Raw genomic sequence first — 23,703 nt, 5'->3', positions numbered from 1 at the left:
TCGCTCACTCGTTCAACTGTTCGCAGATTGTTCTCTCAAGCTTTGCTTGGATGTTCAACGGCGCGGAGATCTTGGCGTTAATCATTTCACAATTCGCCTGTTGCTCAATGTTGACCTCCAACTGCCATGATGTGGGCAGAGGCAAGCGTGTCGGAATCTCCGCAACGGGCACGCCCATTCGATACAGCGTGATAGCCTGTTCGCTGAATTGCCATGCGCGTTGCTGTTGCCATAATCTCATTTGTGCCTGCGTCATCCATTGCTGGTAGTGCAACATGCCGAGAAAACCAACAGATACCAAGAGGATACCCACCATGACCTCAATCAGGCCAAAACCAGACTGACTATGCCCTTTCTGCCTCGATACGGTTAGCATAAATTTTCGCTATCTGCCGATAGATAATCAAGCCAACCGCCTGATAGCTTTAACATCCTAGGCGTTGTCGGTGAGGTCGATAGCGTACTCACCGGATTTCCAATACTCACATAGCTAAATCGTTGTATTTTCATGCCATAAATTTTCGTTTTTACGGCCACACACACTATCCCGATATCAGCACTGATAGCTTTAAAACACACGGTAGCCTGTGCTGATGTTTGGCAAACGTCGGTTAGCGGCGTCGGCCATTTATCCGATATTATCGCCAGATCTAGCGCAGACGCCGCCTGTTGGCGAAGCATCTTGAGCTGTCGCTGATAGCCTAGGTTCTGAACCTGTAACTCCAGACGCCCCTGCTGCGCCCCGACAACCAGCAGTGACAGGCTCAGCATCAGAAGTACCGAAGGCAATAGCATGCTGCCCGATTGTGGGTTGTCGTGGCTATACGCTAAATTCATTTACCCGTCACTCGACCATTCTCAGGCAGAACAAAACGCGACTGCTGCTCAGCCATAAACGGTGGTTTTAGCCGCCTTAATCCCAACAGCACTTCATACCCTCGATAAAGAGGGATCACTTTAAACAGCGAAACATTAATATCCCTTTCATCGGATACCTTTTCCCAACCGTTTCCCGAACATTGCTGTATACCACGTGCTGTTTCTAAAGCTCCGTTGCGGAGACGGTAGCCGAATGAGTCCGCATTAGCCGGTGGGGTGAGATCGATTCGTCCATTGGCGTTCAAATCGTAAAACAGAATAATGCATGAGTTGGCAGCCTCCCCCTCCGCAGATGAAATTTTCGGCTCTGACACCAAGCAGCCCCGCGCACAGAAACCAGCTCGGGTGAGATCTTTGTCCACGCGGTCGAGCAACTGGGTCATATTTTCCTGTATTTGCTGCCAGCGTTGGGTTCGAACGCTGCTGGCTCGCAGCATGACCATAATTTGACTGGTTGATAGCAGGACAATACTCGATAGCAGCAGCGTAACCAGCACGTCTGGCAGCGTCATACCGCTTTGGTGATTTAGTTGCATGGCGGTATTCCTAACAGGCGTTGAGGCTGCGCACATAGCCGAAGACGCCCCTGCGCAGACCAAATAACGCTAACCGTTCCAGCCGAATTGCTGAGATCGATATGCCCGGCTAAAGCATTATTACGCACGCCGTAAAACCCTGCGTTTTTAGTCAGTTGAGAGGCAACAGTGATATCCGATGAGGAAGGAACATACATTCGGGACGTATTCTGTATCCCCACGCTACGCTGCTCGGCATTAACCTCAATTTGCACCGTGCTGTTTTCAGCAAACGCCCGCCGTTGCGCCTGTTGCAAAAAAGTCAGTAATACTTGCCCCGCCTGCTCAAGCTGAAGCGCCATACGCTGCTGCTTAAATCCATGAAGACCATACAGTGCCATGCTTGAAACCAGCAGCATCACCACCATCATTTCCAACAGCGTAAATCCACTCATCCGTGACCATTCCATCGTAAGCCCTTAATCTCTGCCTGATAGGGAGATGACTATAAAACCTGCCTTAGAAAGGAAAAGTGAAACGAATAGCTTTAGGAATGCCCGCCGCAGTCAATTTGATTGCGCAGTGAAACGTGCATCGGAGTTTGCGAAGGACCACGTAAAACCAAGCAGTAATAAGGACGAAAGTTACGGTAAAAAAGGATAAAAAAACGCCAGCACAAGGGCTGGCGCTTTCAAAGCAAATAACGCGATATCAAATCGCAACAGGTGCTTTAATCCCTGGATGTGGGTCGTAGCCTTCGATGTCGAAATCTTCGAATTTATAGTCGAAAATAGATTCTGGCTTACGCTTAATCACTAGCTTAGGCAGCGCACGAGGCTCGCGGCTAAGCTGTAGCTGAGTTTGTTCCATGTGGTTGCTGTACAAGTGGGTATCACCACCGGTCCAGACAAAATCGCCCACTTCCAGATCCAACTGCTGCGCCATCATGTGTACCAGTAGGGCATAGCTGGCAATATTGAACGGTAGGCCAAGGAATACGTCACAAGAACGCTGATACAGCTGGCAGGAGAGCTTGCCGTCTGCCACATAAAACTGGAAGAACGCATGGCATGGCGCTAACGCCATCTGGTCTAACTCACCCACGTTCCACGCCGATACGATAATGCGGCGTGAATCTGGATCTTGTTTCAGTTGTTCCATCACCTTGCTGATCTGGTCAATTTGACGGCCATCAGCCGCGCCCCAAGCACGCCATTGTTTGCCATACACCGGACCCAGATCGCCATTTTCGTCTGCCCACTCGTCCCAAATAGTGACGTTATTTTCGCGCAGGTAAGCCGTATTGGTATCACCGTTCAGGAACCACAGCAGCTCATGAATGATGGAACGTAAATGACAACGTTTGGTGGTGACCAGCGGGAAGCCTTCTTGCAGGTTGAAACGCATCTGATGCCCAAAAATGGACACAGTGCCGGTTCCGGTACGGTCGGCCTTTTGTGTTCCCTCTGCGAGCACTTTTTTCATTAAATCCAGATACTGTTTCATGTCACCTCACGACGTTTATGCTTTTGATACCTGCCGCGGCGTGATCGTCCGCAGCAGGCTATGGAACGTTATTTAAAGAGTTTGCTGTGGCTGAGGGCGACGGTACGCCCAAATCATCATGATCACACCCGCGATAATCATTGGGATAGAAAGGATCTGTCCCATGCTGATCACGCCATCAAACAGACCGAGCTGCGCGTCTGGCTGGCGGAAGAATTCAACGATGATGCGGAATGCGCCATAGCCAATCAAGAACAGTCCAGACACGCTGCCCATCGGGCGCGGTTTGCGGATAAAGAGATTCAGGATGATAAACAGCACTACGCCTTCAAGCAGCAGTTCATACAGCTGTGACGGGTGGCGCGGCAGCACGCCATACTGGTTAAGAATCTCTTGCCACTGTGGATTGGTAGCAGCCAAAGGAATATCTTCGCTACGAGAACTCGGGAACAGCATCGCCCATGGCGTATCAGTGCTCACGCGGCCCCAAAGTTCGCCGTTAATAAAGTTGCCTAAGCGGCCAGCGCCCAAGCCAAACGGGATCAGCGGCGCAATAAAGTCTGACACTTGGAAGAAGTTACGTTTGGTGCGGTGAGCAAATACCATCATCACCACGATGACACCAATCAATCCGCCGTGGAACGACATGCCGCCGTCCCAAACTTTGAAGAGATAAAGTGGGTTTTCGAGGAACAGCGAGAAGTTATAGAACAGCACATAGCCAATACGGCCACCGAGGAATACGCCCAAGAATCCAGCGTACAACAGGTTTTCAACTTCATCTTTCGTCCAGCCACTTCCCGGCTTATTAGCACGGCGCACGGCCAACCACATAGCAAAGACAAAGCCCACTAGATACATCAGGCCATACCAATGTAAAGACACCGGCCCAATAGAGAAAATTACTGGGTCAAAACTAGGAAAATGCAGATAGCTCGTCATCTATCACCACGACAATATCGAATATTTATTCCCTATCACTCCCTTAACCAGAAGGCATTGGGATATCAGCGGGAAGGCAAGTTGCGCATGATAGCATAGGAAAGAAATAGAGCGGGCTTGAGGTTGCGGAAAAGTTATGTAAAACCGTGAATCATCTTGCAGCGGAAAACCTGTCATTTCTTCAGCAGAGATAACAGGTTTGCCAAAAAATCAGATATAAACATCGATCTGATTTTCATCGGTTGGGCGGTTAACGCCGTCACCGGTTTTACCCACTTTATCCAACTGGCTTTGCTGCGCTTGCTCCGCCTCTTGCTGGCGAATGCGGGCGATTTCGGCCTGTAACGCTTTGATTTGGTTTTGAATCAGCTCTTGCTGCTTTTTAATCTCTTCCGGTGAGCCGCCCGAACTGGCTAAATCACGCAGCTGCTGCTGAAGTTCCTGAATTTGTTTCATCAGCTGTTGGACACGGCCTGAACCGCCTCCGGACGTGCTCGCCCCCACGGTGCTACCGCTTCCACTGCCGACGCTTTCGCCGCTGCCGGTTAACGCGGGCGCCCCCCCCGCAGCGGGAACCGACATGGTGATAGATACATTTGCCATAGTAATTATCCTCTGTAACGACTAACCCCAAAGATATTTTTAAAATATCTCTGAGTTATCGGCGAAAGAGGAAAAAACCTGAGCGAAGAATTTTGTCGAACTCAGCAGGAATTACCAGCCTGTCAGCAATAAGAAGGTTTGCCAGAACAGCATCACCACCAGCACCCCACACAACGGCACGCTAATCAGCAGTCGTCCCGACACCAGCTTATTGATACCAATGCCAAGCAGCACTGAAATGGGCATCAGCGCCAGAAAAAACGGCCACGTGTAGAGCAGGAAAAAAGGAGTATTCAGACCATAGACGATAAATGGCAGAACAAAAGCTAACCAATAGAAAGAAAAGCCCAATACCCCGCCAGCAAAGGCGTAGGAAGGCTCTTCTTTCTCCAATGACTTTTTCTTGTCAGAGGGAATGTTGGCAGCGTTTATTAGCATATATCAACCCTGAATAATCATTACATTCACCAAAGGAATAAATGTAATGCAACAATAACTAGGGTTTGATAATAGCGTGATGGCGTAAAACGTCTAACATTTGTGCGACCAAATTTGTTACTAATTGTTCGCCATTTAGGTGAATTTCAGGCTGCTCGGGTGACTCATAAACCGAGCTAATTCCAGTGAAATTTTTAATCTCACCCGCGCGCGCTTTCTTGTAGAGTCCTTTAGGATCACGCTGTTCACATACGGCGAGTGGCGTATCCACAAAGACCTCGATAAAGCGCCCTTCCGGCAATAGTTCGCGTACCATCTGTCGCTCATGACGATGAGGTGAGATAAATGCAGTGAGCACTAACAAACCCGCATCCTGCATTAGTTTGGCTACCTCACCCACACGGCGAATATTCTCGATACGGTCGTCGTCGCTAAAATCCAGATCGCGCGACAGGCCATGCCGCACGTTGTCGCCATCCAGTAAGTATGTGCTCACCCCAAGCTGATGCAGTGCCTGCTCCAACGCGCCCGCAATCGACGATTTTCCCGAGCCCGAAAGCCCGGTAAACCAAATTACTGCGCCCTGATGCCCATGCAGTTTTTCGCGGCTCTCGCGGTTGACTGCATGTTCATGCCAGACGATATCAGGGTTAGAGGCGTTACTTTCAGTAGCTGGTTGTAATAAATTGATATCAGTCACCGCTATTTTCCACCCAGCAAATCGCGCGCACCCCAGTGTGGGAAGTGGCGGCGAACCAACGCATTAAGCTCAATTTCAAAAGCGCTAAAATCAGCCGTATTGGTTTGTGATGATGTCAGTGCTTCACGGATAAGCCCCGCACCCACGGTAACATTGGTGAGCCTATCGATAAAAATAAAGCTGCCGGTGTCGTGGTTTTGCGCATAGCTGTCGATAACCAACGGTTCATCAAAGGTGAGTTCAACCAAGCCAATTCCATTGAGCGGCAAAGATTCTACCGCACGCTGCGTAAGCGTGTTGATATCCACCTGATAGTCGATTCGCTCCACGCGAGCGCGGGTTTTCTTGCCACCGAGTTTAATATCAAAACTTTGCCCTTGGCTCAGCGGCTGCTCAGACATCCAGACAACATCTACCGTCGCACCCTGCACGGCAGGAATTGACGCATCGGCGGCCACGATCAGATCGCCACGGCTGATATCAATTTCATCCTCTAGAACCAGCGTGATGGCCTCTCCAGGGATGGCGCTTTGCAGGTCACCATCAAAGGTGACAATCCGAGCAACGCGCGAAGTTACCCCTGACGGTAACACCTTCACCGACTGCCCCACGCTGAGTACGCCTGCGGACAGCGTTCCTGCATAGCCGCGAAAATCCAGATTCGGGCGGTTCACGTACTGCACGGGGAAACGCAGCGGCTGCTGCTCAGCATCGTGAACCACATCAACAGTTTCCAAAATTTCTAATAACGTTGGCCCGTGATACCAGCTCATGGCCTCACTTTGTGTCGCCACATTGTCGCCATCAAGCGCAGAAAGTGGCACAAACTTAATCGCTAAATCACCGGGCAGTTGCTCGGCAAAGCTGAGATAGTCCTGTTTGATTTGCTCAAACACGTCCTGTTGATAGTCACGCAGATCCATTTTATTCACCGCCACCACCAGATGGCGAATACCGAGCAGCGTGGCAATAAAGCTATGGCGACGAGTTTGATCCAGAACGCCCTTGCGCGCGTCGATCAGTAAGATAGCCAGATCGCAGGTTGATGCACCGGTCGCCATGTTACGGGTGTACTGCTCATGCCCTGGGGTATCGGCAATAATAAATTTGCGTTTTTCTGTCGAAAAGTAGCGGTAGGCAACATCAATGGTAATGCCTTGCTCACGCTCGGCCTGAAGACCGTCAACCAGCAACGCCAAATCAAGCTTCTCGCCCTGTGTGCCAATGCGCTTGCTGTCGCTGTGCAGCGTCGTCAGCTGATCTTCATAGATTTGGCGTGTATCGTGCAGCAGGCGTCCAATCAGCGTGCTTTTACCATCATCCACGCTGCCGCAGGTCAGAAAACGCAGCAGGCTTTTATCTTGTTGTAGCTGTAAATAAGCTTCCACCCCGCCTTGCTCAGCAATTTGGTCTGCGATGGAATGGTTAATCATCTGGCTCATGGTTCTCGTCCTCTACGAATTCTTAAAAGTACCCTTGGCGCTTTTTCAGCTCCATCGAGCCAGACTGATCGCGGTCGATCATTCTTCCCTGACGCTCGCTGGTGGTGGAAACCAGCATCTCTTCGATGATTTCAGGCAGCGTTTGCGCCTGAGACTCCACCGCGCCGGTGAGCGGCCAGCAGCCTAAAGTACGGAATCGAACCATGCGTTGCTTGATCACTTCACCCGGTTGAAGATCGATACGATCGTCATCCACCATCATTAGCATGCCATCACGCTCTAAAACAGGGCGCGGCTTCGCCAAATACAGCGGAACAATATCGATATTTTCCAAGTAGATATATTGCCAAATATCGAGTTCAGTCCAGTTTGACAACGGGAAGACGCGGATGCTTTCGCCTTTGTTCACCTGACCGTTATAGTTGTGCCACAGCTCAGGGCGCTGGTTTTTCGGGTCCCAGCGATGGAAGCGGTCACGGAATGAATAGATTCTCTCTTTGGCGCGTGATTTTTCTTCATCACGACGCGCACCGCCGAAGGCGGCATCAAAACCATATTTATTCAGCGCCTGTTTTAGCCCCTCGGTTTTCATGATGTCGGTATGTTTGGCGCTACCGTGAACAAACGGGCTAATGCCCATCGCGACGCCTTCTGGATTTTTATGCACCAAAAGTTCACAGCCGTAAGCCTTGGCGGTGCGATCGCGAAATTCGTACATTTCACGGAATTTCCAGCCGGTATCAACGTGCAGCAGTGGGAACGGCAGCGTCCCCGGATAAAATGCCTTACGCGCCAAATGCAGCATCACCGAAGAATCTTTGCCGATGGAGTACATCATGACAGGGTTAGAAAACTCGGCAGCCACTTCGCGGATGATGTGAATACTCTCCGCTTCAAGCTGTCGTAAGTGCGTCAATCTTTGGTTATCCATGGACGATCCTTAAGCCAGAAATTCTCCCGAAGGCCACACCGGCACAACGGATATTTATCCAAGAGGGTTGGAGTTACAGCAAATCAAACGGAGTGAACGCAGCGGTAACTTCAAAAAGCAGGATAGGGGCACTATAAGGTGTCAGCTTTGCCCAAATGAAATGACGAAAAGGTATTTGAAATAACCGAAAGAAATATGCAGCAAGCTGAGGCGGCGCAAGATTAAGGAAGTAAACATTTCCTTAAATTTTAGGAGCGCTAGAAATTGTGTAATAAGAGCGAAGACTCCATACTAGCCGCACTGATTTATCATCCCAATTATCACGCTGTTGAACACGTTTTTGGTTTTCAGCAGCGCTAAGGACGCTTTACCCATGTTTTCCTGCCGTTCACTTAAACTGGTTTGCGCAGCGCTATGTCTCAGCAGTAGTTTCGCGGTTTCAGCCGCAGGTATTACCCATCAGCCCGTAGGTAAAATTGCCGAACAAGAAGTACGACATATCTCGACCTACTTCCCCGGCCGCATGGCAGGTAGCCCCGCCGAGCTGATGATGGCAGATTATGTTAATCAGCGTTTCCAAAGCATGGGCTATCAGAGCGACTTAAGAGATTTCAAAACTCGCTATGTGTATACCTCAAGCGAAGGTAAAAAAGATTGGCATAACGTGAACGCCACGTCAGTGATTGCGGTGAAACCCGGCAGCACCGACAAACAAATCTTAATTGTCGCCCACCTTGATACCTATACCCCAATGAGCGACAGCGATGTGAACCATAATCTTGGTGGATTAACGTTGCAGGGCGTAGATGACAACGCGTCTGGCGTTGGCGTGATGCTGGAGCTTGCCGAGCGTCTGCGCAGCGTAAAAACCAAGGCGACCATTCGCTTCCTTGCGCTCAGCGCCGAAGAGTTAGGCAGCAAAGGGGCTGAAAACTATCTCAGCAGAATGAGCAAAGCCGACAAAGACAATACGCTGTTAGTTATCAATCTCGATTCTTTGATTACCGGCGATAAACTCTATTTCCACAGCGGTGTTAACACGCCGAAAGCCATCGCCGAGAAAACCCGCAACCGCGCCCTTAAGCTTGCTAAGCGCTTTGGTATTAGCGCCGCCATTAACAACGGCCATGGCGAGCACAGTCCGAAAGGCACCGGTTGTTGCTCGGATCACGTGCCGTTCGATGCGGCCAATATTCCGGTACTCGCGGTTGAAGCCAGCAACTGGTCTCTGGGCAAAAAAGACGGCTATCAGCAAACCAGCAAGAATACGCATTTCCCAGAAGGCACCACGTGGCACCAGCCGCAATATGACAATCTTCAATATTTAGATAAACATCTGCCGGGGCGCATCAAATCGCGTACCCGAGACAGCGTGAGGATTTTACTGCCTCTGGTGGAAGAGGTGGCTAAGTAGTTTCCAGCGATAATGTCATCTGTATAGAAACCGCAGCCTTTGTGACAAAGCGTTAAGCCATATTGATCTTTAAAGAATGGGCATTACATTGATACTCATCATACTTGAAGCTGCATCGGTGTTGGCCGCATTCGCTTACCCGAATCACTTACTGAAGTAAGCTCATCAGGCTCAGCTCATTTGCCGCCTTGATGCAACTCCAATTATTTTGGGTATCGTTCAGATTGATCTGTTTTAGTGCCGCTTTGGCATCAATATTTGTTGAGGTTTCTATGTCTGATGAACAATCCGTTGAGCAACGCGTTATCTCTGGCCTTTTCTCTCGCCTACAACAGGCTGAGGCAGGTAGCGGGCCGAGGGATACTCAGGCCGAGCGTTTGATTCAGGAATGTATCGCCAAACAGCCTGCGGCGCCTTACTACATGGCTCAGGCGATGCTGGTACAAGAAGCGGCGATTAAGCGTTTAAACGATCAGGTAAATGCTCTACAGCAACAGGTGACTCAGCTACAGAATCAGCCGAAACAGAGCAGCGGCGGCTTTTTAGCGGGCCTGTTCGGCGGTGGCAGCACCAATGCAACTGAGTCACGCCCTGCCGCCGTGTCAAACAGCGGAAGCCAACCCATTCCTGGCGCGGCAAGCTATGCCAATAATCAATACGCCAACAATCAATACGCCAATAACCAGTATGCCAACAATGCGAATAGTGGTTATGCGCCAGCGCCCTCTCGTGGCGGCAGCAGCTTTTTAAGCGGCGCATTGCAGACGGCGGCCGGTGTCGCAGGCGGCGTGGTGATCGCGGATATGCTGACCGGCATGTTCCACAATAGCCGGCCGGAAGAGATCGTGAACGTGGTTGAGGAAAATACGATTGCGCAGCCCGATGCGACGCAATCTGATGTGATTCAACCAGATAACACCCAGCCCGATCTACAAAATGCGGATTGGCAGGATGATGCGTCAAATCAGAATGGGCAAGACAGCGGGTTCTTCGATTCAGGTTTTGGTAGCGATGACGACAGCTACAATAACAGCGACGATGATTCGTTCTTCTAAAACTATCGCGTAGATATCATATCCGCCGCATGACGCGGCGGATTGAATCTACTTATTTCCCTTGCTTGCGCAGCAAGAAAATAAAGTACGGTGCGCCGATAAACGTTGCTAACAATCCGGCGGGAATTTGATAAGGGAACATCACCATCCGTCCGCACCAATCCGCAAACATCATCAGAAAACCACCGATTAACGCAGCAACCATCAGCTGCGGCATCGCTCGTTTAAAACCTAGCATTCGCGCCATATGAGGCGCCATCAGGCCAACAAAACTGAGCGGGCCGGTCATTAGCGTCGCGGCAGCGGTTAACGCCGATGCAATCAACAAAATAGCGACACGCGAAGGCATCAGCGCTACGCCTACCGCTTTCGCCGTCACCGAGCCTAAAGGTAATAGCATGAGCCAACGGCGGCACAGCGGCGTTGCCGCAATCAGCACCACGGCAACGCCCACGGTACGTAACGCCTGCGCGCTGTCCACGCCATAGGTCGAGCCCGCCAGCCATGTGAGCAACATGCCGGTACGCGGATCGCCGCTTGCCAGCACCATCACCACCAGCGTACTAAATACCGTACTCACTGCAATACCGGCCAACAACATACGCTGAGCGGAAAATCCGTTACGACTTGACGTGATCATCACCAGCAATAACGTCAGCGCGGCACCGAGGCTCCCCGCCGGAAGTAGCCATACAAACGCATTACCCGGCACCAACAGCAGCAACACCAAAACGCCAAGGGCGGCGCCCGACGTAATCCCCAACACTTCTGGGCTTGCCATCGGGTTACCGGTAAGCTTTTGAATCATGGTTCCTGCTACGGCTAGCATCATTCCCGCAGCCAAAGCAGCCACCACACGCGGCCAGCGCCAAGGCATCAGTGCGTCTATCTGAGCGCCCTGCGCCCAATACCAGCCTTCGCTACCGCGTCCAAACAGCAAAGCAACGGCCAGAGCTAACGCCAGGAGAACCATGCCGATAACCATCCAACGCCACAAATGGTGACGTTCTGGCGTAACACGGTCGCCTTGGTTCATATCCGGCATATTGCCGTTGGTGCGCAGCTTCGGTAATAACCACAGCAGTACCGGCGCGCCAATGAGCGCGGTGGCTGAGCCGGTTGGAATTTCGTGCCAAACTACGGCCAGCCATTGCACCACCTGATCGGTAAGCCACAGCAGCAAAGCGCCGATAAAAGGCGCCATCAACAATCGTTGAGATAATCGGCGCGCGCCACAAATGCGCGCCAACAGCGGCGAAAATAGGCCGATAAAACCGATCACGCCCACGGCATTCACCATCTGTGCGCTAATTAACACCGCCAGCGCGAGGGTAGCCAAACGAGCGCTGCTTAGGCCAAGCCCCAAGTTTTTAGCCACACCGTCGTCCAATCCCAACAGCGTCAAAGGGCGAATCAGCAAAGCGGAAAGCAGTAAAGCTACCAGCAAACGCGGAGCCAGCTCAGTCACATTATGCCAATCGTGTTGGTTCAATGCCCCGCTCGCCCACACAAACATGCCCTGTAGGGATTCGTAATTAAACAGCGCCATCAGGGAGTTCAGTGCACCGCAGTAAAGCCCCATCACCAGCCCCGCCAAAATCAACGTAACCGGCGACATGCGTTTACCCCACGACAGGCCAAATACGATAAGTGCAACCAGCACGGCACCCAGCAGAGCCGCTAGCTGCATCATCCAGCTTTCGGGCGAAACGGCCAATAGCACCGCAGCCGTTACCCCAAACTGAGCACCGGCGGAAACCCCCAGCGTGGCAGGTTCCGCCAACGGGTTTTTTAATACCTGTTGGAACAGTAGCCCTGCAAGACCAAGCCCAGCCCCCACCAGCAAAGAAACAACGTCACGTGGCAGAATGCTGTAATGCATGACAACCTGCTGGATATTATCCATATCCGGCGCAGTCGCAGCCTGCCACCATTGGTTAAACGGTAGCTGGTGATGCAGATTGAATAGGGTTAATCCCAGCGCAGGCAATGCCAGCAACAGCGGGATCAACCACAGGCCGAATTTAGCCTGAGATGCTTTTACGTTAGCGTTCATGGTTTCACTCCTAACGCAGACTCCAGCAAATCACAGAAACGCATCGCGGAGAGCGTGGCGCCATAGAACCAAACACCCGGCTGGCTGATAACTTTTTGCCCTCGCACAAAAGGCAGTGCCTGCCACAGCGGGGTTTTCTGCACCTGAGCAAACAATGCATCATTGCCGTGACTGAAGAAAATGGCCTGCGCCTGCGGAGAAACCGTCGCTAGCTGTTCAATGCCAACGATCGCGCTGCCCCAAAAATTGGTAGCGCCCGTCCACGCATTTTTTAAATCCAGTTCATCCATCACTTCTTGGAACATGCTGCCTTTACCAAATACCAAAGCATGTCCGGCGTCTAACAGCGTAAACAGCAACAGTGGCGTATTGTCCCACGCCCTCAGGCGCTGTTTACTTTGTGCCAACCGCTGTTGGAATAGCGCGAGGTGTGCGGTAGCGCGTTCAGGCACACCGAGTTTTTCCGCCAGATTTTGCAATGACTTTTTAGCCAATTTCAGCGGCAGGCCTGAGCCATCGTTAAAGGAAAAGCCCATCGCAGGAGCAATGCTTTGCATTTTCGCCACTGAGGGGCCAAATCCATCGGAATAGAGGATCAGCGAAGGATCAATCTGTTGCAGCAGCTCCATATTTGGCTCTGTGCGGTTGCCGAGATCGATGACCTTGGGTGCCAATTCAGGCTCTTGTACCCAAAGGCGATAATTGGCGATTTCAGCCACGGCAAGCGGCGTAATGCCGAGCGTCAGCAGAAGCTCAATCGGCAGCCATTCGAGCGCCACAATACGATTGAGATCGGGATATGTCGTACTGGTCAGCGCAGAGGCCTGCACCGAAAGCGGAAGTAAAAATGGCGACAACGCCAGCGCCGTGATCAAACGGCGACGGCCAAAATCAGGAGAGTTGGGATCACGCATTGAATCTTGCATCAGTAAACGAAGCTCACGGGTGCACCACCGCTTGGGTGCGGCAGCGTGCCCATCGGTATACCGTAGATTTTCTCCAGTACATCGCCCTGCATAATGTCAGCAGGCGTACCTTGAGCAATCAGTTCACCACCGCGCAGCGCCATCAAATAATCGCAATAGCGTGCAGCCATGTTGATGTCATGCAGAACCGCAATCACGGTTAAACCACGTTCGCGGCTGAGGCGTTGAATAAGGGCCAACACTTCAACCTGATGAGCGATATCCAGCGCCGATGTCGGTTCATCGAGTAATAAACAGCGGCTATTTTGTGCCACCGTCATCGCCAGCCATGCGCGCTGACGCTCACCGCCGGATAAGCTGTCAACCAAACGCCCTGCCAACGGTTTAAGATCGACCAAGGCAATGGCCTCTTCCACTCGTTCACGATCTTCGCTACGAAAGCGCCCTAGCGCACCATGCCAAGGATAGCGACCAATGGCCACCAGCTCACGCACCGTCATTCCCTCAGCCGCGGGCAGCTGTTGAGGAAGATAGGCCACTTCACGGGCAAACGCTTTGCTATCCCATTCAGCCAGCGGTTTATCGCCCAGCAAAATCTGGCCAACGCTTGCCGCCTGATGGCGACCGAGCATTTTTAGCAGCGTCGATTTCCCCGAGCCATTGTGACCAATCAGGCCACAAACCTGACCTTCAGGAAAAGTGAGAGAAACGTTTTGCAGCAATGTGCGGCCAGGCACAGTGAAGCTGACCTGTTGCAAAGTGAACGTTGACGGGGTGGAGATCGCGGTTTTACTCAATTCCGGCATAGCCTTTAGTCTTATGTTCTTTGCAGAAAAGAACGGGCGCGGTAACCGCGCCCTTGAGTGTATATCTTACTAGAAACGGAAAGTCGCCGTTGCCACAACCTGACGCTCTGCGCCCCAGAAGCAGCCATAGGTATCGAAGCAGCTAGCTACGTATTCGCGGTCCAGCAGGTTATTCACGTTAACCGCAATGCTAGAGCCCGGCAGGTTGAAGCGCGCCAGATCATATTTGATCACCGCATCCATCACCGCTGCGCTGCCTACTTTGAAGGTGTTCGCCGGATCGCCGTAGCTTGAACCAATGAATCGACCGCCTGTACCCAGCGTTAAACCACTTAAAGCACCTTCGTTAAAGGTGTAATCACCCCACAGGGAAGCCATATGTTTTGGCACCTGAACCGGCGTATTGCCCTTTAAGTTGGTATCTTTGGTATATTCTGCCTCTGTATAGGTATAAGACGCCGTCATGTTGATATTGGCATTAACGGCAGCTTTTGCTTCAAATTCAAAACCGCGTGAGCGAATTTCACCCGCTGGGATTTGATTCAACGCATTCGTTGGATCAGCCATCAAGTTGTCAGTTTTGGTTAACTGATAAACTGCGCCAGTGACCACAATCGGCATATCTTTCGGCACATATTTCACACCAGCTTCGTACTGCTCACCTTTCGACGGCGCATAGGCTACGCGTGGTGTGCTGTAGAGGCTAAAGGCATTCGGCTCGAAAGATTGGCTGTAGCTGAAATACGGTGAAATACCGTTGTCGAACAAATAGTTCACACCACCACGCCAGGTAAACTGCTGATCTTTACGCTCAATGTAACCATTATCGCTGCGAACAGTCGTAGCCTGAGTAGACCAGTCATAGCGACCGCCCAAGGTCAGAACCCATTTGTTCCACTCAGCCTGATCCTGAACATAAAGTCCAGTTTGCTTACTTTCGTTCATCTGATAAGGAACCGCGCTACCGAAATCAACATCGGTACGATCGGGTAAATTATCCAGATCCAGTGAAGGTGCATTGCCAAACAGTGCGCTGATGTCATTACGCATACGCATGTAATCAACACCGGTTAACAGGGTATGACCCACGTCGCCCGTCGCAAACTTACTCTGTAGCTGAGTATCAACGCTAAAGTTCTGTAAACGCTCATGATCAACAACCGTACCGCGTCCCAAGTAATGGGCCTTATCAGCATCAGAAAGCGACTGACAGTACGCGTTAAAACCATTCATGCTGTTATTACACAGCCCGGTACCGTATGCACTTTTCTGAGCCGTTTTCATCTCAGAGAAACGCAGGTTCTGGCGCACAGTAAAAGTGTCATTGAAACTATGGTCAAAACTATAGCCGACCATTTTCTGGTTGCGGGAATAAGTGTTGTTGGTTGCGCCTTCATTGAAACTAGTCGGTAGACGACCACCGTTTGGCAATGGCTCTACGGTTCCTTCTTTCGGCAACCAGCCGTAGTAGCCTGTTTCTGGCTCGTTCTGGAAATATGACAAGAACGTGAAGTTAGTTTGCTCGCTCGGACGCCAAGAGAACGTTGGGGCAATTGCATAACGTTTCTGCTTCGCACCGTCCTGCTGTTCGTTATTAGAACGTGCCATGCCAGTTAAACGGTATGAGAACTCTCCGTTATCATCCAACGCATCGCTGAAATCAAAACCCGTTTGGAACAGGTTATCTGTCCCCATTTTAAACTGCACTTCTTTCAACGGTTCTGTCGTCGGACGCTTGCTGACCATAGAGATGATCCCGCCAGGATTGCTTTTTCCATAAAGCACTGACGTTGGCCCACGCATGAGTTCGACACGCTCAAGCATATAAGGATCAATGACGGCATCGTTATAGAAGTCGCCCTGCAGTTTCAAACCGTTCAGATAGTTATTTTGGTTCAAACCGACCGAAGAGAAACCACGAATGATGGCAAAGTCATAGGTGCTGGAGGCACCGCGGCTATTAACCGTTACGCCTGGCGTATAGCCCAGAGCCTCTTTGACCGATTTCGGCTGGCGGATTTGCATTTCTTCATAGGTCACAACCGAGACAGACTGTGGTGTCTTCTCAATTGGTGTATCGGTTTTCGTTGCCGTTGCGCTGCGCTTAGCGGCAATTGTTGGCGCTGGACCCCATGCGCTTTCCTGCTGAACACCACCGCCGGCGGTGACAACCAGCGTATCGTCATTTTGATTTTTTTGAGTTGTATCAGCAGCATTGGCGAAAGAGGCCCACATCCCCAAGCTGGCAGCAATAGAAACTGCAACCTTGGTTCGTGAATATTTGAACGATGGTAAAGTCATGTTGGTTTCTCTGGCGAAAGACAAATAATAAAGCAAACGAGAATGATTATTATAAAGATCGCATTTTATGCGTAACTAAATGTAAAGTTCAAGAGAAATTAATCCTTATAAGAACCAAGGGAACAAAAAATAGCCTTTATTTTGATAAGGCTTAAATCAATAGGTTTTAACTATCTTAAGAAGGGTATCGAATCATGATGTAAATATGAATGAGACGTATTTCATGGTTATGCGATTGTTATATTTGGTTTGCATAAATGGTTTCACTAAAACCATGCAAATAGTAGATTTAAAGAAGTCCTGCCGAGGCTATATTTTATTTATTAGACTGACTCATCACCACGCTATTTTTCACCTCAAAAAGTCAGGCCACATCTGCTTCTAAGCGTTACCGTCACCTCTTAGTTAAACCACACAAAATACTTAATTAAATATTAATTAGATAAATGAAATTTAATATTAAATTAAATAAATCACTCCTTACTTACTCATTAAAAAATATAAATACCGGCAAATCATAACCCACCAATATTGTAATTTATTATATTTATATTCCTCGTCACAAAATTAATTATTTATTTTATGAACCATATTGTCTTTTAATAACCAAGCGCATTATCCTGCTGATGTCTTAAAAGGAATCCTTATTAATCATAGGGAATAAGAATAATACAAAAGCGTCAATTCAAGGAAATGATAATGAAGCGTAAAATTCTAGCAGTGGTGATTCCTTCTTTATTAGTAGCTGGTATGGTAAATGCGGCTGAGGTTTATAATAAAGACGGTAATAAATTAGATTTATATGGCAAGGTCGATGCTCGTCACGTGTTCTCTGACGATAAAGGCCAAGACGGCGATAACACCTACATCCGTGTCGGCTTTAAGGGCGAAACCCAGATTACCGATCAGCTGATAGGTTATGGCCAGTGGGAATATAACGTTCAGGCTAACAATACTGAAGGTACTGGCACCAAAGGCAACGCAACCCGTCTGGGCTTTGCTGGCCTGAAATTCGGTGATTACGGCTCATTTGACTACGGTCGTAACTACGGCGTGGTGTACGACGTAGAAGCATGGACCGATATGCTGCCAGTGTTCGGTGGTGATAGCTACACATACACCGATAACTACATGGTTGGACGCTCAAATGGCTTAGCCACCTACCGTAACAACAACTTCTTTGGTTTGGTTGATGGCCTGAGCTTTGCGCTGCAATATCAGGGCGAGAATGGCCGTGGTGGTGGTGAGTCTGATTGGGATCACCACGATCGCAATCAAGAAACAAATAATGGCCGTAGTACCAACGCACAAAACGGTGATGGCTTCGGTTTCTCAACAACTTATGACACAGGCATGGGTATCACCGTTGGTGGTGCATTCAGTACCTCAGATCGTACCGACGATCAGGAGTTCCGCTCTACTGCCGGCGGGTCTAACGCCGATGCTTGGACTCTGGGCGCTAAATACGATGCCAATAATGTTTATTTAGCTGCAATGTATTCACAAACTGAAAATATGACACCGTTCGGCGGAAATGATGGGCAGATTGCCAACAAAACGCAAAACGTTGAAGTCACAGCACAGTATCAGTTTGATTTCGGTCTGCGCCCATCTTTAGCCTATGTTTACTCCAAGGGTAAAGATCTGGGATATAACACGACTAATCATAAGTACGACAGCCAAGATTTAGTGAATTACATTGATGTCGGTACTTACTACTACTTCAATAAAAATATGTCTACCTACGTTGACTATAAAATCAACTTGATAAATGACAACGAATTCACCCGTACTGCAAACATCAACACCGACAACGTTGTTGGCGTTGGTTTGGTTTACCAGTTCTAATTTAGCTTAATTATTGTTTAAATGAATATCGCGGGTGGCTTAGGCTGCCCGTTTTTATTTGTATATTAAATGATCGCCAAGCGGGTTTAATACCCTATTTGACACCTTGCTTATTATTCATTATTCATCTAATAAAAAAGGCCTCTTAACAAGAGGCCTTTTCGTTCACGCAAGAATATTATTAGTTACTGCCAAACATATCCTTAATCCAACCGGCTACACCATCACTACTTTGTTGTTGCTGTTGCGCTGGCTGCTGACCTTCAGTTTGCGGCTGCTGAGTCTGTGCTGCTGGTTGCTGCGCTGCAGATGCGGCACATAGACCTTCTGGATTTTCTGTCCATACCGGAATGCTACGTGAACCGCCACCGTTGCACACAAAGTTGCCTGACTCATCAATATTCATCGTGGTAATCCCTTCCGGCGGCACCAAGTTCAGCGGCAGCGGAGTCTGGTTTTCCAGATAGCGACGATAAAGCGTCAGCGCACCGTTTGCACCGGTTAACTTAGCCGGGCCATTGTTATCACGCCCAACCCACGCAATCGTCACTTCTTTGCCATCAACACCGGCAAACCAGCTATCACGCAGATCGTTAGTGGTACCCGTTTTTGCAGCCAAATGATAATTGCCAAATTTAGCCGTCAGAGAACGCGATGTCCCACGTGCAACAACCTGCTGCATACCATACAGCGTCAGATAGGCCGCCTGCGGTGGTACCACGCTTTGTGCCTGCGGTAAGCTTTGATACAGCACGGTTCCATCTTCTGCAATCACCGAACGAACGGCTGACAGCGGCGCGCGATTACCACCGCTGGCAATCGTTTGATACTCCTGCGCAACTTCCATCGGCGTGAGGCTAATCGCCCCCAGCAGCATAGCTGGAACCGGATTAATCACATCTTTAGGAATACCTAAACGCTGCAATGTCGCGCTGATTTGATCTAATCCTACGGCCATTCCCAGATTCACCGTTGGTACGTTCAGCGAGTTCGCCAACGCGTCCACCAGCATCACCTGACCACGATACTGACGATCATAGTTTTTCGGCTGCCAGATGCTGCCATTTGGCTGCTTCAGCGAAAGCGGCTGATCCGCTAACCACGTGTTCAGGCGATATTTGTCTGGCTCGCTCAGAGCGGTGAGATAAGTCGGTGGTTTTGCCAAAGAACCCACTGAACGGCGGGCATCCATCGCACGGTTAAAGCCGGCAAACTGAGGCTGAGCACCGCCAACCATGGCTCGAACTTCGCCGCTGAAACGGTCTACAATCACCATGGCAGCTTCAAGATCGCTTACATGACGCGCCGCTTTCAGCGCAGGAACGCCATCTTCCACCGCTTTTTCCGCCGCGTCTTGCGACACCGGATCGAGCGTGGTGAAGATTTTTACCCCAGACAAATCGTTAATCTTGTTGCCCAGTTTTTGCTGTAGCTCTTGGCGAACCATTTGCATAAACGCAGGCTGTGGCGAGATAACGCCGCCTTTTGGCTGCACGCCGAGCGGACGAGCACTCAGCATATCGTAAAGCTCTTGGTCGATGATCTGCTGGTTTTCCAGCAATTTCAGCACCAGATTACGACGCTCTAACGCCAGTTTCGGGTTTCGCCACGGGTTATACAGCGAAGCGCCTTTAACCATGCCCACCAGCAATGCTTGCTGATCGAGGCTAAGTTCATCAACGGGACGTCCGAAGTAATAGAGGCTCGCTAACGGGAAGCCACGGATCTGATCGCTTCCACTCTGTCCCAGATACACTTCGTTAAGATACAATTCCAAGATACGATCTTTGCTATAGCGATAATCGACGATCAGCGCCATATACGCCTCGTTGATCTTACGCCACAGCGAACGTTCGTTGGATAAGAACAGGTTTTTAACCAGCTGCTGCGTCAGCGTACTGCCGCCCTGCACTGCGCGTCCGGCTGTTAGGTTCGCCACCACGGCGCGGCCAATCGAATAGAAACTGATGCCATCGTGCTGATAAAAATGACGGTCTTCGGTCGCGATCAGCGTATCCACTAACAGATCGGGGAATCCGTTGCGCGGTACAAATAAGCGTTGCTCACCGTTGGGGGACTGCAACATGGTGATTAAGCGCGGATCCAAGCGGAAGAAACCAAACTGGCGCTGGTTATCCATATTTTGGATCTGGCTTAAACGATCGTTACTGAACACCAAGCGTGCGTGAATCTGCCCTTCTTTTCCATCTGGGAAATCAAACGGGCGGCGCAGCAAATCAATATTATTGCCGCTCACCGAGAATTCACCCGGGCGCGTAATACGGCTCACCTGACGGTATTGCATACCTTCCAGCAAATTCACCATCTCTTTTTTGCTGTAGGACATCCCAGGTTCTAGATCGACCATCCGGCCATAGACCGTCGCTGGCAGCTGCCAAACCTTACCGTCAATACGACCACGGATCTGCTGATCCAAATAGAAACCGTAAATCGCCAGCAGCACAAAGACGATCAGCGCTAGCTTGATCAGCAAACCTAACAGCTTGCGTTTACGCGATTTTTTCACTTTCTTACGCGCCACGTCGTCCTCTCTGTCTTCATCATCATAATCATCATCTTCTTCGTATTCGTCATGATCGTCCGCGGTATCACGGAAATCATCGCGATAGTCATCGTCTTCGTCGTCATAGCGACGACGGCGATTAGGTACCGCTTTACGGGACGGTGGAGTGCCACCTTTTTTACCTTTACGTCCGATCGGCTCGCGATCGTCATCCCTAGACATTGTTCAACTCTCCGGCAGTGGCGCCTAATCTGTTCCTCACCGCCGAAAGGGGGAAGAGGAAACCTCCGAAATTAGCGCAGCATCATGGCTGCGCCGTAGGAATTTCTTACTGGTAGCGTTTTGTTCGACGCGTCGGCAGCGCATTTCCCGGATCGTCCGGCCATGCATGCTTTGGATAACGCCCTTTCATCTCTTTTTGCACTTCACGGTATGAGCCCTGCCAAAACGCGGCCAAATCACGGGTAATTTGCAGCGGGCGATGGGCTGGCGATAGCAATTCCAACACTAACGCCACTCGCCCTTCGGCGATTTTAGGGCTGTGCTGCTCACCAAAGACCTCTTGCAAGCGCACGGCTAACACCGGTGGTTTATCGCTAAAATACTGTAGCGGTAAACGCGATCCTGTCGGCACAGTGTAATGAGTCGGCAGCGCACTATCTAGACGTTGTCGCATCGACCAATCCATTAAGCCCAACAGCGCATCGGTCAGATTGATGTTCTGTAAACCGCGCAGATCGCGCACACCGTCTAGCGCAGGCAATAGCCAGCTTTCTAACGAATCCAGCAGACTATCATCATCTACCGCAGGCCAGTTAACTTCTGGTAACCACTGCGCTGCACACTGTAACCGTAAACGCAGCTGCTTGGCAGAGTCGCTCCAATTCAAAGCACTAATGCCCTGATTGCGAACCCAATTTAGTAGCGCCAGCGACAGCTCTTCAGCCGATGGTTTAGCCAGCGGCTGTGCCTTAATCACTAAGCGCCCTAGCTGCTGGCGTTTCCATGCGCGTAGCGTACCTTTCGCGTCATCCCACTCCACGCTGGTTTGCTCGCTAATCAGGTGCGGCAAGCGTGCAGCTAAAAGATCAATATCACAAGGCAACGCCAGCAAAATACGTGCTTCACTGTTATTCACGCCCTGCAAAAGGTTCGCCACAATCAACCACGGCGTACGCGCCAGCGCGTCATCGGCTTCCATTGCAGCACCGAGACCATTCGCCAACAAATAACGCCCATCTTGCCCACGTAGATTAGCAATACGATCGGGAAAGGCATGAGCGAGCCAAAATGCAGCATCATCGGGTTCTACACGGCCCCGACCGTTCCCCAAACGCTTAGTCAGCTGATTTGCACGGCGTTGCCAATGACTCTGCGGATGATAAAGCGCATTGCGTAGATCGACGCCGCCGTTACGCGGAGGCTCTTCAATGATGGCGGCCAGCAGCGCCGCCGTAGCAAGCGCATCCTCACCGACGCTTTGCGCGGCACAGAGCATGGCCGCCAAACGCGGATCGCTCCCGGCATCGCTCATAGCGCGGCCTGTTTGGGTTAAGCCACCCTGCTCATTAATGGCTCCTAGCTGAAATAACAGCCGCTGCGCCGCAGAAATCGCAGCAGGTGGCGGCATATCCAGCCATTTTAACTGAGTGGTATCGTGGCATCCCCACTGCAAAAGATTCAGCCACAGGCTGCTCAAGTCGCTATGGAGAATTTCGGCTTCGCTGTATTCTGCCGTGCGTTCAGCCTGTTCTGCCGCCATTAAATGCCAGCAAATCCCCGGTTCTAAGCGCCCTGCGCGCCCAGCACGCTGCGTCATGGATGCCTGACTGGTTCTCTGTGTAACCAGCTTCGTGAGCCCGCTGCGCACATCGAATTGGCTAACACGCTCAAGCGTGCTGTCGATGACTAAACGAATGCCGTCGATGGTTAAACTCGTTTCCGCAATATTGGTAGCCAGTACGACTTTGCGCCGCCCAGCCGGTGACGGGTCAATTGCCTTCTGTTGCTCAGCCAGCGGCAACGCCCCATAAAGCGGGCAAATATCGGTATTGGCATCAACGCGCTGTTCAAGCAGTTCGGCGGTGCGCTTAATTTCTCCCACGCCGGGTAAAAACAGCAGCAACGAGCCTGATTCTTGGCGTAACAAATTCAATGCGGCATGAGAGGCGCTTTGATCCAGCCGTTCATGCGCTGACACCGGCATGTAACTGCGCACCACGGGGAAGCTCCGCCCTTCGGAACGGATCACCGGTGCATCGGGCAGTAAATGAGTCAAACGCGCGTCGTCCAGCGTGGCAGACATAATCAGCAACCGCAGATCGTCACGCAATCCTTCCTGCACATCCAACAACAGCGCCAAGGCTAAATCAGCCTGCAAGCTGCGCTCATGGAACTCATCGAGGATGACCAGCGATACGCCTGATAGCTCGGGATCCTGCTGAAGCATACGGGTCAAAATACCTTCGGTAACCACTTCCAGCCGCGTTTGCGCGCTAACTTTGGTTTCGGCTCGCATGCGATAGCCTACGGTTTGCCCCACACTTTCACCCAGCTGTTGCGCTAAGCGATGGGCCACGCTGCGCGCCGCCAACCGGCGAGGCTCAAGCATGATGATTTTACCGTTCAGCCAATCAGCCTTAAGCAATTGCAACGGTAGCCAAGTAGACTTACCTGCACCGGTTGGTGCATTCAGTAGCACCTGAGCTGAAGATTGCAGCGCGGCCAGTAATGATTCAAGAACCGCAGCAACAGGAAGTAAAGACACGAAGGCTCCAAACTAATTAGGATTAAATGCTTTAACATCGACTAGACGGC

At 50.7% G+C, this 23,703-nt stretch carries 20 protein-coding genes; 3 read left to right on the top strand and 17 right to left on the bottom strand.

Translation table 11 applies throughout. The features are described from left to right. Nucleotides 1–4: 4 nt before the first annotated feature. From RSC70_RS10185 to cysD, 11 genes are all read right to left on the bottom strand, one after another. On the bottom strand, nucleotides 5–376 hold the full coding sequence (locus RSC70_RS10185) for a prepilin-type N-terminal cleavage/methylation domain-containing protein (protein ID WP_332542339.1): 372 nt from the start codon (nucleotides 374–376) through the stop codon (nucleotides 5–7). Further along, nucleotides 370–837 (bottom strand): DUF2509 family protein, encoded by a 468-nt coding sequence (locus RSC70_RS10180; protein ID WP_130971041.1) that lies wholly within the window; start codon nucleotides 835–837, stop codon nucleotides 370–372. The genes RSC70_RS10185 and RSC70_RS10180 overlap by 7 nt, the downstream gene beginning before the upstream one ends. Then, the gene (locus RSC70_RS10175; RefSeq protein ID WP_115104714.1) at nucleotides 834–1,415 is read right to left on the bottom strand and encodes a prepilin peptidase-dependent protein; all 582 of its coding nucleotides are present in this window, start codon (nucleotides 1,413–1,415) and stop codon (nucleotides 834–836) included. The genes RSC70_RS10180 and RSC70_RS10175 overlap by 4 nt, the downstream gene beginning before the upstream one ends. After that, nucleotides 1,406–1,864, bottom strand: coding sequence for a prepilin-type N-terminal cleavage/methylation domain-containing protein (locus RSC70_RS10170; RefSeq protein WP_063586519.1), 459 nt, complete (start codon nucleotides 1,862–1,864; stop codon nucleotides 1,406–1,408). Before RSC70_RS10170 ends, RSC70_RS10175 begins: the two co-directional genes overlap by 10 nt. A 241-nt stretch (nucleotides 1,865–2,105) precedes the next feature. Continuing rightward, nucleotides 2,106–2,900, bottom strand: a complete 795-nt coding sequence (thyA, locus tag RSC70_RS10165) for a thymidylate synthase (RefSeq protein WP_043495300.1) — start codon at nucleotides 2,898–2,900, stop codon at nucleotides 2,106–2,108. Nucleotides 2,901–2,972: 72 nt separating this feature from the next. Further along, entirely contained in the window at nucleotides 2,973–3,842 is an 870-nt protein-coding gene (gene lgt / locus RSC70_RS10160) for a prolipoprotein diacylglyceryl transferase (RefSeq protein WP_025800256.1), read from the bottom strand. Nucleotides 3,843–4,052: 210 nt separating this feature from the next. Beyond that, nucleotides 4,053–4,445, bottom strand: coding sequence for a FlxA-like family protein (locus RSC70_RS10155; RefSeq protein ID WP_332542338.1), 393 nt, complete (start codon nucleotides 4,443–4,445; stop codon nucleotides 4,053–4,055). A 111-nt stretch (nucleotides 4,446–4,556) separates the two neighbouring features. Next, the gene (locus RSC70_RS10150; protein ID WP_025800258.1) at nucleotides 4,557–4,883 is read right to left on the bottom strand and encodes a DUF3561 family protein; all 327 of its coding nucleotides are present in this window, start codon (nucleotides 4,881–4,883) and stop codon (nucleotides 4,557–4,559) included. A gap of 58 nt (nucleotides 4,884–4,941) precedes the next feature. Beyond that, nucleotides 4,942–5,583 (bottom strand): adenylyl-sulfate kinase, encoded by a 642-nt coding sequence (gene cysC / locus RSC70_RS10145; RefSeq protein ID WP_432707128.1) that lies wholly within the window; start codon nucleotides 5,581–5,583, stop codon nucleotides 4,942–4,944. 2 nt (nucleotides 5,584–5,585) lie between these two features. Further along, entirely contained in the window at nucleotides 5,586–7,025 is a 1,440-nt protein-coding gene (gene cysN / locus RSC70_RS10140) for a sulfate adenylyltransferase subunit CysN (RefSeq protein WP_187989647.1), read from the bottom strand. A gap of 22 nt (nucleotides 7,026–7,047) precedes the next feature. Then, the gene (gene cysD / locus RSC70_RS10135) at nucleotides 7,048–7,956 is read right to left on the bottom strand and encodes a sulfate adenylyltransferase subunit CysD (protein ID WP_025800261.1); all 909 of its coding nucleotides are present in this window, start codon (nucleotides 7,954–7,956) and stop codon (nucleotides 7,048–7,050) included. 373 nt (nucleotides 7,957–8,329) lie between these two features. Between cysD and RSC70_RS10130 the strand changes: the two genes are divergently transcribed. Together RSC70_RS10130 and RSC70_RS10125 are read left to right on the top strand one after the other, a co-directional pair. Beyond that, nucleotides 8,330–9,370, top strand: coding sequence for an aminopeptidase (locus tag RSC70_RS10130; RefSeq protein WP_130987268.1), 1,041 nt, complete (start codon nucleotides 8,330–8,332; stop codon nucleotides 9,368–9,370). A gap of 272 nt (nucleotides 9,371–9,642) precedes the next feature. Then, nucleotides 9,643–10,425 (top strand): DUF2076 domain-containing protein, encoded by a 783-nt coding sequence (locus tag RSC70_RS10125; protein ID WP_282813821.1) that lies wholly within the window; start codon nucleotides 9,643–9,645, stop codon nucleotides 10,423–10,425. A 52-nt stretch (nucleotides 10,426–10,477) separates the two neighbouring features. Here RSC70_RS10125 and fhuB read toward each other — a convergent pair whose 3' ends face one another. From fhuB to fhuA, 4 genes are all read right to left on the bottom strand, one after another. Beyond that, complete coding sequence (gene fhuB / locus RSC70_RS10120) at nucleotides 10,478–12,481, bottom strand: Fe(3+)-hydroxamate ABC transporter permease FhuB (RefSeq protein ID WP_040045335.1); 2,004 nt, start codon at nucleotides 12,479–12,481, stop codon at nucleotides 10,478–10,480. Further along, complete coding sequence (gene fhuD / locus RSC70_RS10115; RefSeq protein WP_332542337.1) at nucleotides 12,478–13,395, bottom strand: Fe(3+)-hydroxamate ABC transporter substrate-binding protein FhuD; 918 nt, start codon at nucleotides 13,393–13,395, stop codon at nucleotides 12,478–12,480. Before fhuD ends, fhuB begins: the two co-directional genes overlap by 4 nt. Nucleotides 13,396–13,406: 11 nt before the next feature. Next, nucleotides 13,407–14,213 carry a Fe3+-hydroxamate ABC transporter ATP-binding protein FhuC gene (fhuC, locus tag RSC70_RS10110; protein ID WP_046458929.1) on the bottom strand — a complete coding sequence of 269 codons (807 nt, stop codon included), beginning with the start codon at nucleotides 14,211–14,213 and terminating at the stop codon, nucleotides 13,407–13,409. Between the two features lie 69 nt (nucleotides 14,214–14,282). Then, on the bottom strand, nucleotides 14,283–16,448 hold the full coding sequence (fhuA, locus tag RSC70_RS10105) for a ferrichrome porin FhuA (protein ID WP_442904281.1): 2,166 nt from the start codon (nucleotides 16,446–16,448) through the stop codon (nucleotides 14,283–14,285). A 765-nt stretch (nucleotides 16,449–17,213) separates the two neighbouring features. Between fhuA and ompC the strand changes: the two genes are divergently transcribed. After that, complete coding sequence (gene ompC, locus RSC70_RS10100; RefSeq protein ID WP_332542335.1) at nucleotides 17,214–18,362, top strand: porin OmpC; 1,149 nt, start codon at nucleotides 17,214–17,216, stop codon at nucleotides 18,360–18,362. 181 nt (nucleotides 18,363–18,543) lie between these two features. Here ompC and mrcB read toward each other — a convergent pair whose 3' ends face one another. Beyond that, nucleotides 18,544–21,108 (bottom strand): bifunctional glycosyl transferase/transpeptidase, encoded by a 2,565-nt coding sequence (mrcB, locus tag RSC70_RS10095; RefSeq protein ID WP_332542334.1) that lies wholly within the window; start codon nucleotides 21,106–21,108, stop codon nucleotides 18,544–18,546. Between the two features lie 106 nt (nucleotides 21,109–21,214). Further along, nucleotides 21,215–23,653 (bottom strand): ATP-dependent helicase HrpB, encoded by a 2,439-nt coding sequence (gene hrpB, locus RSC70_RS10090; protein ID WP_332542333.1) that lies wholly within the window; start codon nucleotides 23,651–23,653, stop codon nucleotides 21,215–21,217. Between the last annotated feature and the right edge of the window lie 50 nt (nucleotides 23,654–23,703).

It is taken from the genome of Hafnia sp. (genome assembly GCF_036648275.1).
Lineage (GTDB): Bacteria > Pseudomonadota > Gammaproteobacteria > Enterobacterales > Enterobacteriaceae > Hafnia > Hafnia alvei.
The sequence above is the reverse complement of the archived record's forward strand: the minus strand, read 5'-3'. Positions and strand labels throughout refer to the sequence as shown.

Coding starts and splice junctions, on each gene's coding strand:
- mrcB (WP_332542334.1), bottom strand. CDS start 21,108: ATGTCTAGGGATGACGATCGCGAGCCGATCGGACGTAAAGGTAAAAAA.
- cysN (WP_187989647.1), bottom strand. CDS start 7,025: ATGAGCCAGATGATTAACCATTCCATCGCAGACCAAATTGCTGAGCAA.
- RSC70_RS10180 (WP_130971041.1), bottom strand. CDS start 837: ATGAATTTAGCGTATAGCCACGACAACCCACAATCGGGCAGCATGCTA.
- thyA (WP_043495300.1), bottom strand. CDS start 2,900: ATGAAACAGTATCTGGATTTAATGAAAAAAGTGCTCGCAGAGGGAACA.
- ompC (WP_332542335.1), top strand. CDS start 17,214: ATGAAGCGTAAAATTCTAGCAGTGGTGATTCCTTCTTTATTAGTAGCT.
- RSC70_RS10130 (WP_130987268.1), top strand. CDS start 8,330: ATGTTTTCCTGCCGTTCACTTAAACTGGTTTGCGCAGCGCTATGTCTC.
- RSC70_RS10155 (WP_332542338.1), bottom strand. CDS start 4,445: ATGGCAAATGTATCTATCACCATGTCGGTTCCCGCTGCGGGGGGGGCG.
- cysD (WP_025800261.1), bottom strand. CDS start 7,956: ATGGATAACCAAAGATTGACGCACTTACGACAGCTTGAAGCGGAGAGT.
- RSC70_RS10175 (WP_115104714.1), bottom strand. CDS start 1,415: ATGCAACTAAATCACCAAAGCGGTATGACGCTGCCAGACGTGCTGGTT.
- fhuA (WP_442904281.1), bottom strand. CDS start 16,448: ATGTGGGCCTCTTTCGCCAATGCTGCTGATACAACTCAAAAAAATCAA.
- fhuB (WP_040045335.1), bottom strand. CDS start 12,481: ATGAACGCTAACGTAAAAGCATCTCAGGCTAAATTCGGCCTGTGGTTG.
- RSC70_RS10170 (WP_063586519.1), bottom strand. CDS start 1,864: ATGGAATGGTCACGGATGAGTGGATTTACGCTGTTGGAAATGATGGTG.
- lgt (WP_025800256.1), bottom strand. CDS start 3,842: ATGACGAGCTATCTGCATTTTCCTAGTTTTGACCCAGTAATTTTCTCT.
- RSC70_RS10125 (WP_282813821.1), top strand. CDS start 9,643: ATGTCTGATGAACAATCCGTTGAGCAACGCGTTATCTCTGGCCTTTTC.
- RSC70_RS10150 (WP_025800258.1), bottom strand. CDS start 4,883: ATGCTAATAAACGCTGCCAACATTCCCTCTGACAAGAAAAAGTCATTG.
- fhuD (WP_332542337.1), bottom strand. CDS start 13,395: ATGCGTGATCCCAACTCTCCTGATTTTGGCCGTCGCCGTTTGATCACG.
- fhuC (WP_046458929.1), bottom strand. CDS start 14,213: ATGCCGGAATTGAGTAAAACCGCGATCTCCACCCCGTCAACGTTCACT.
- RSC70_RS10185 (WP_332542339.1), bottom strand. CDS start 376: ATGCTAACCGTATCGAGGCAGAAAGGGCATAGTCAGTCTGGTTTTGGC.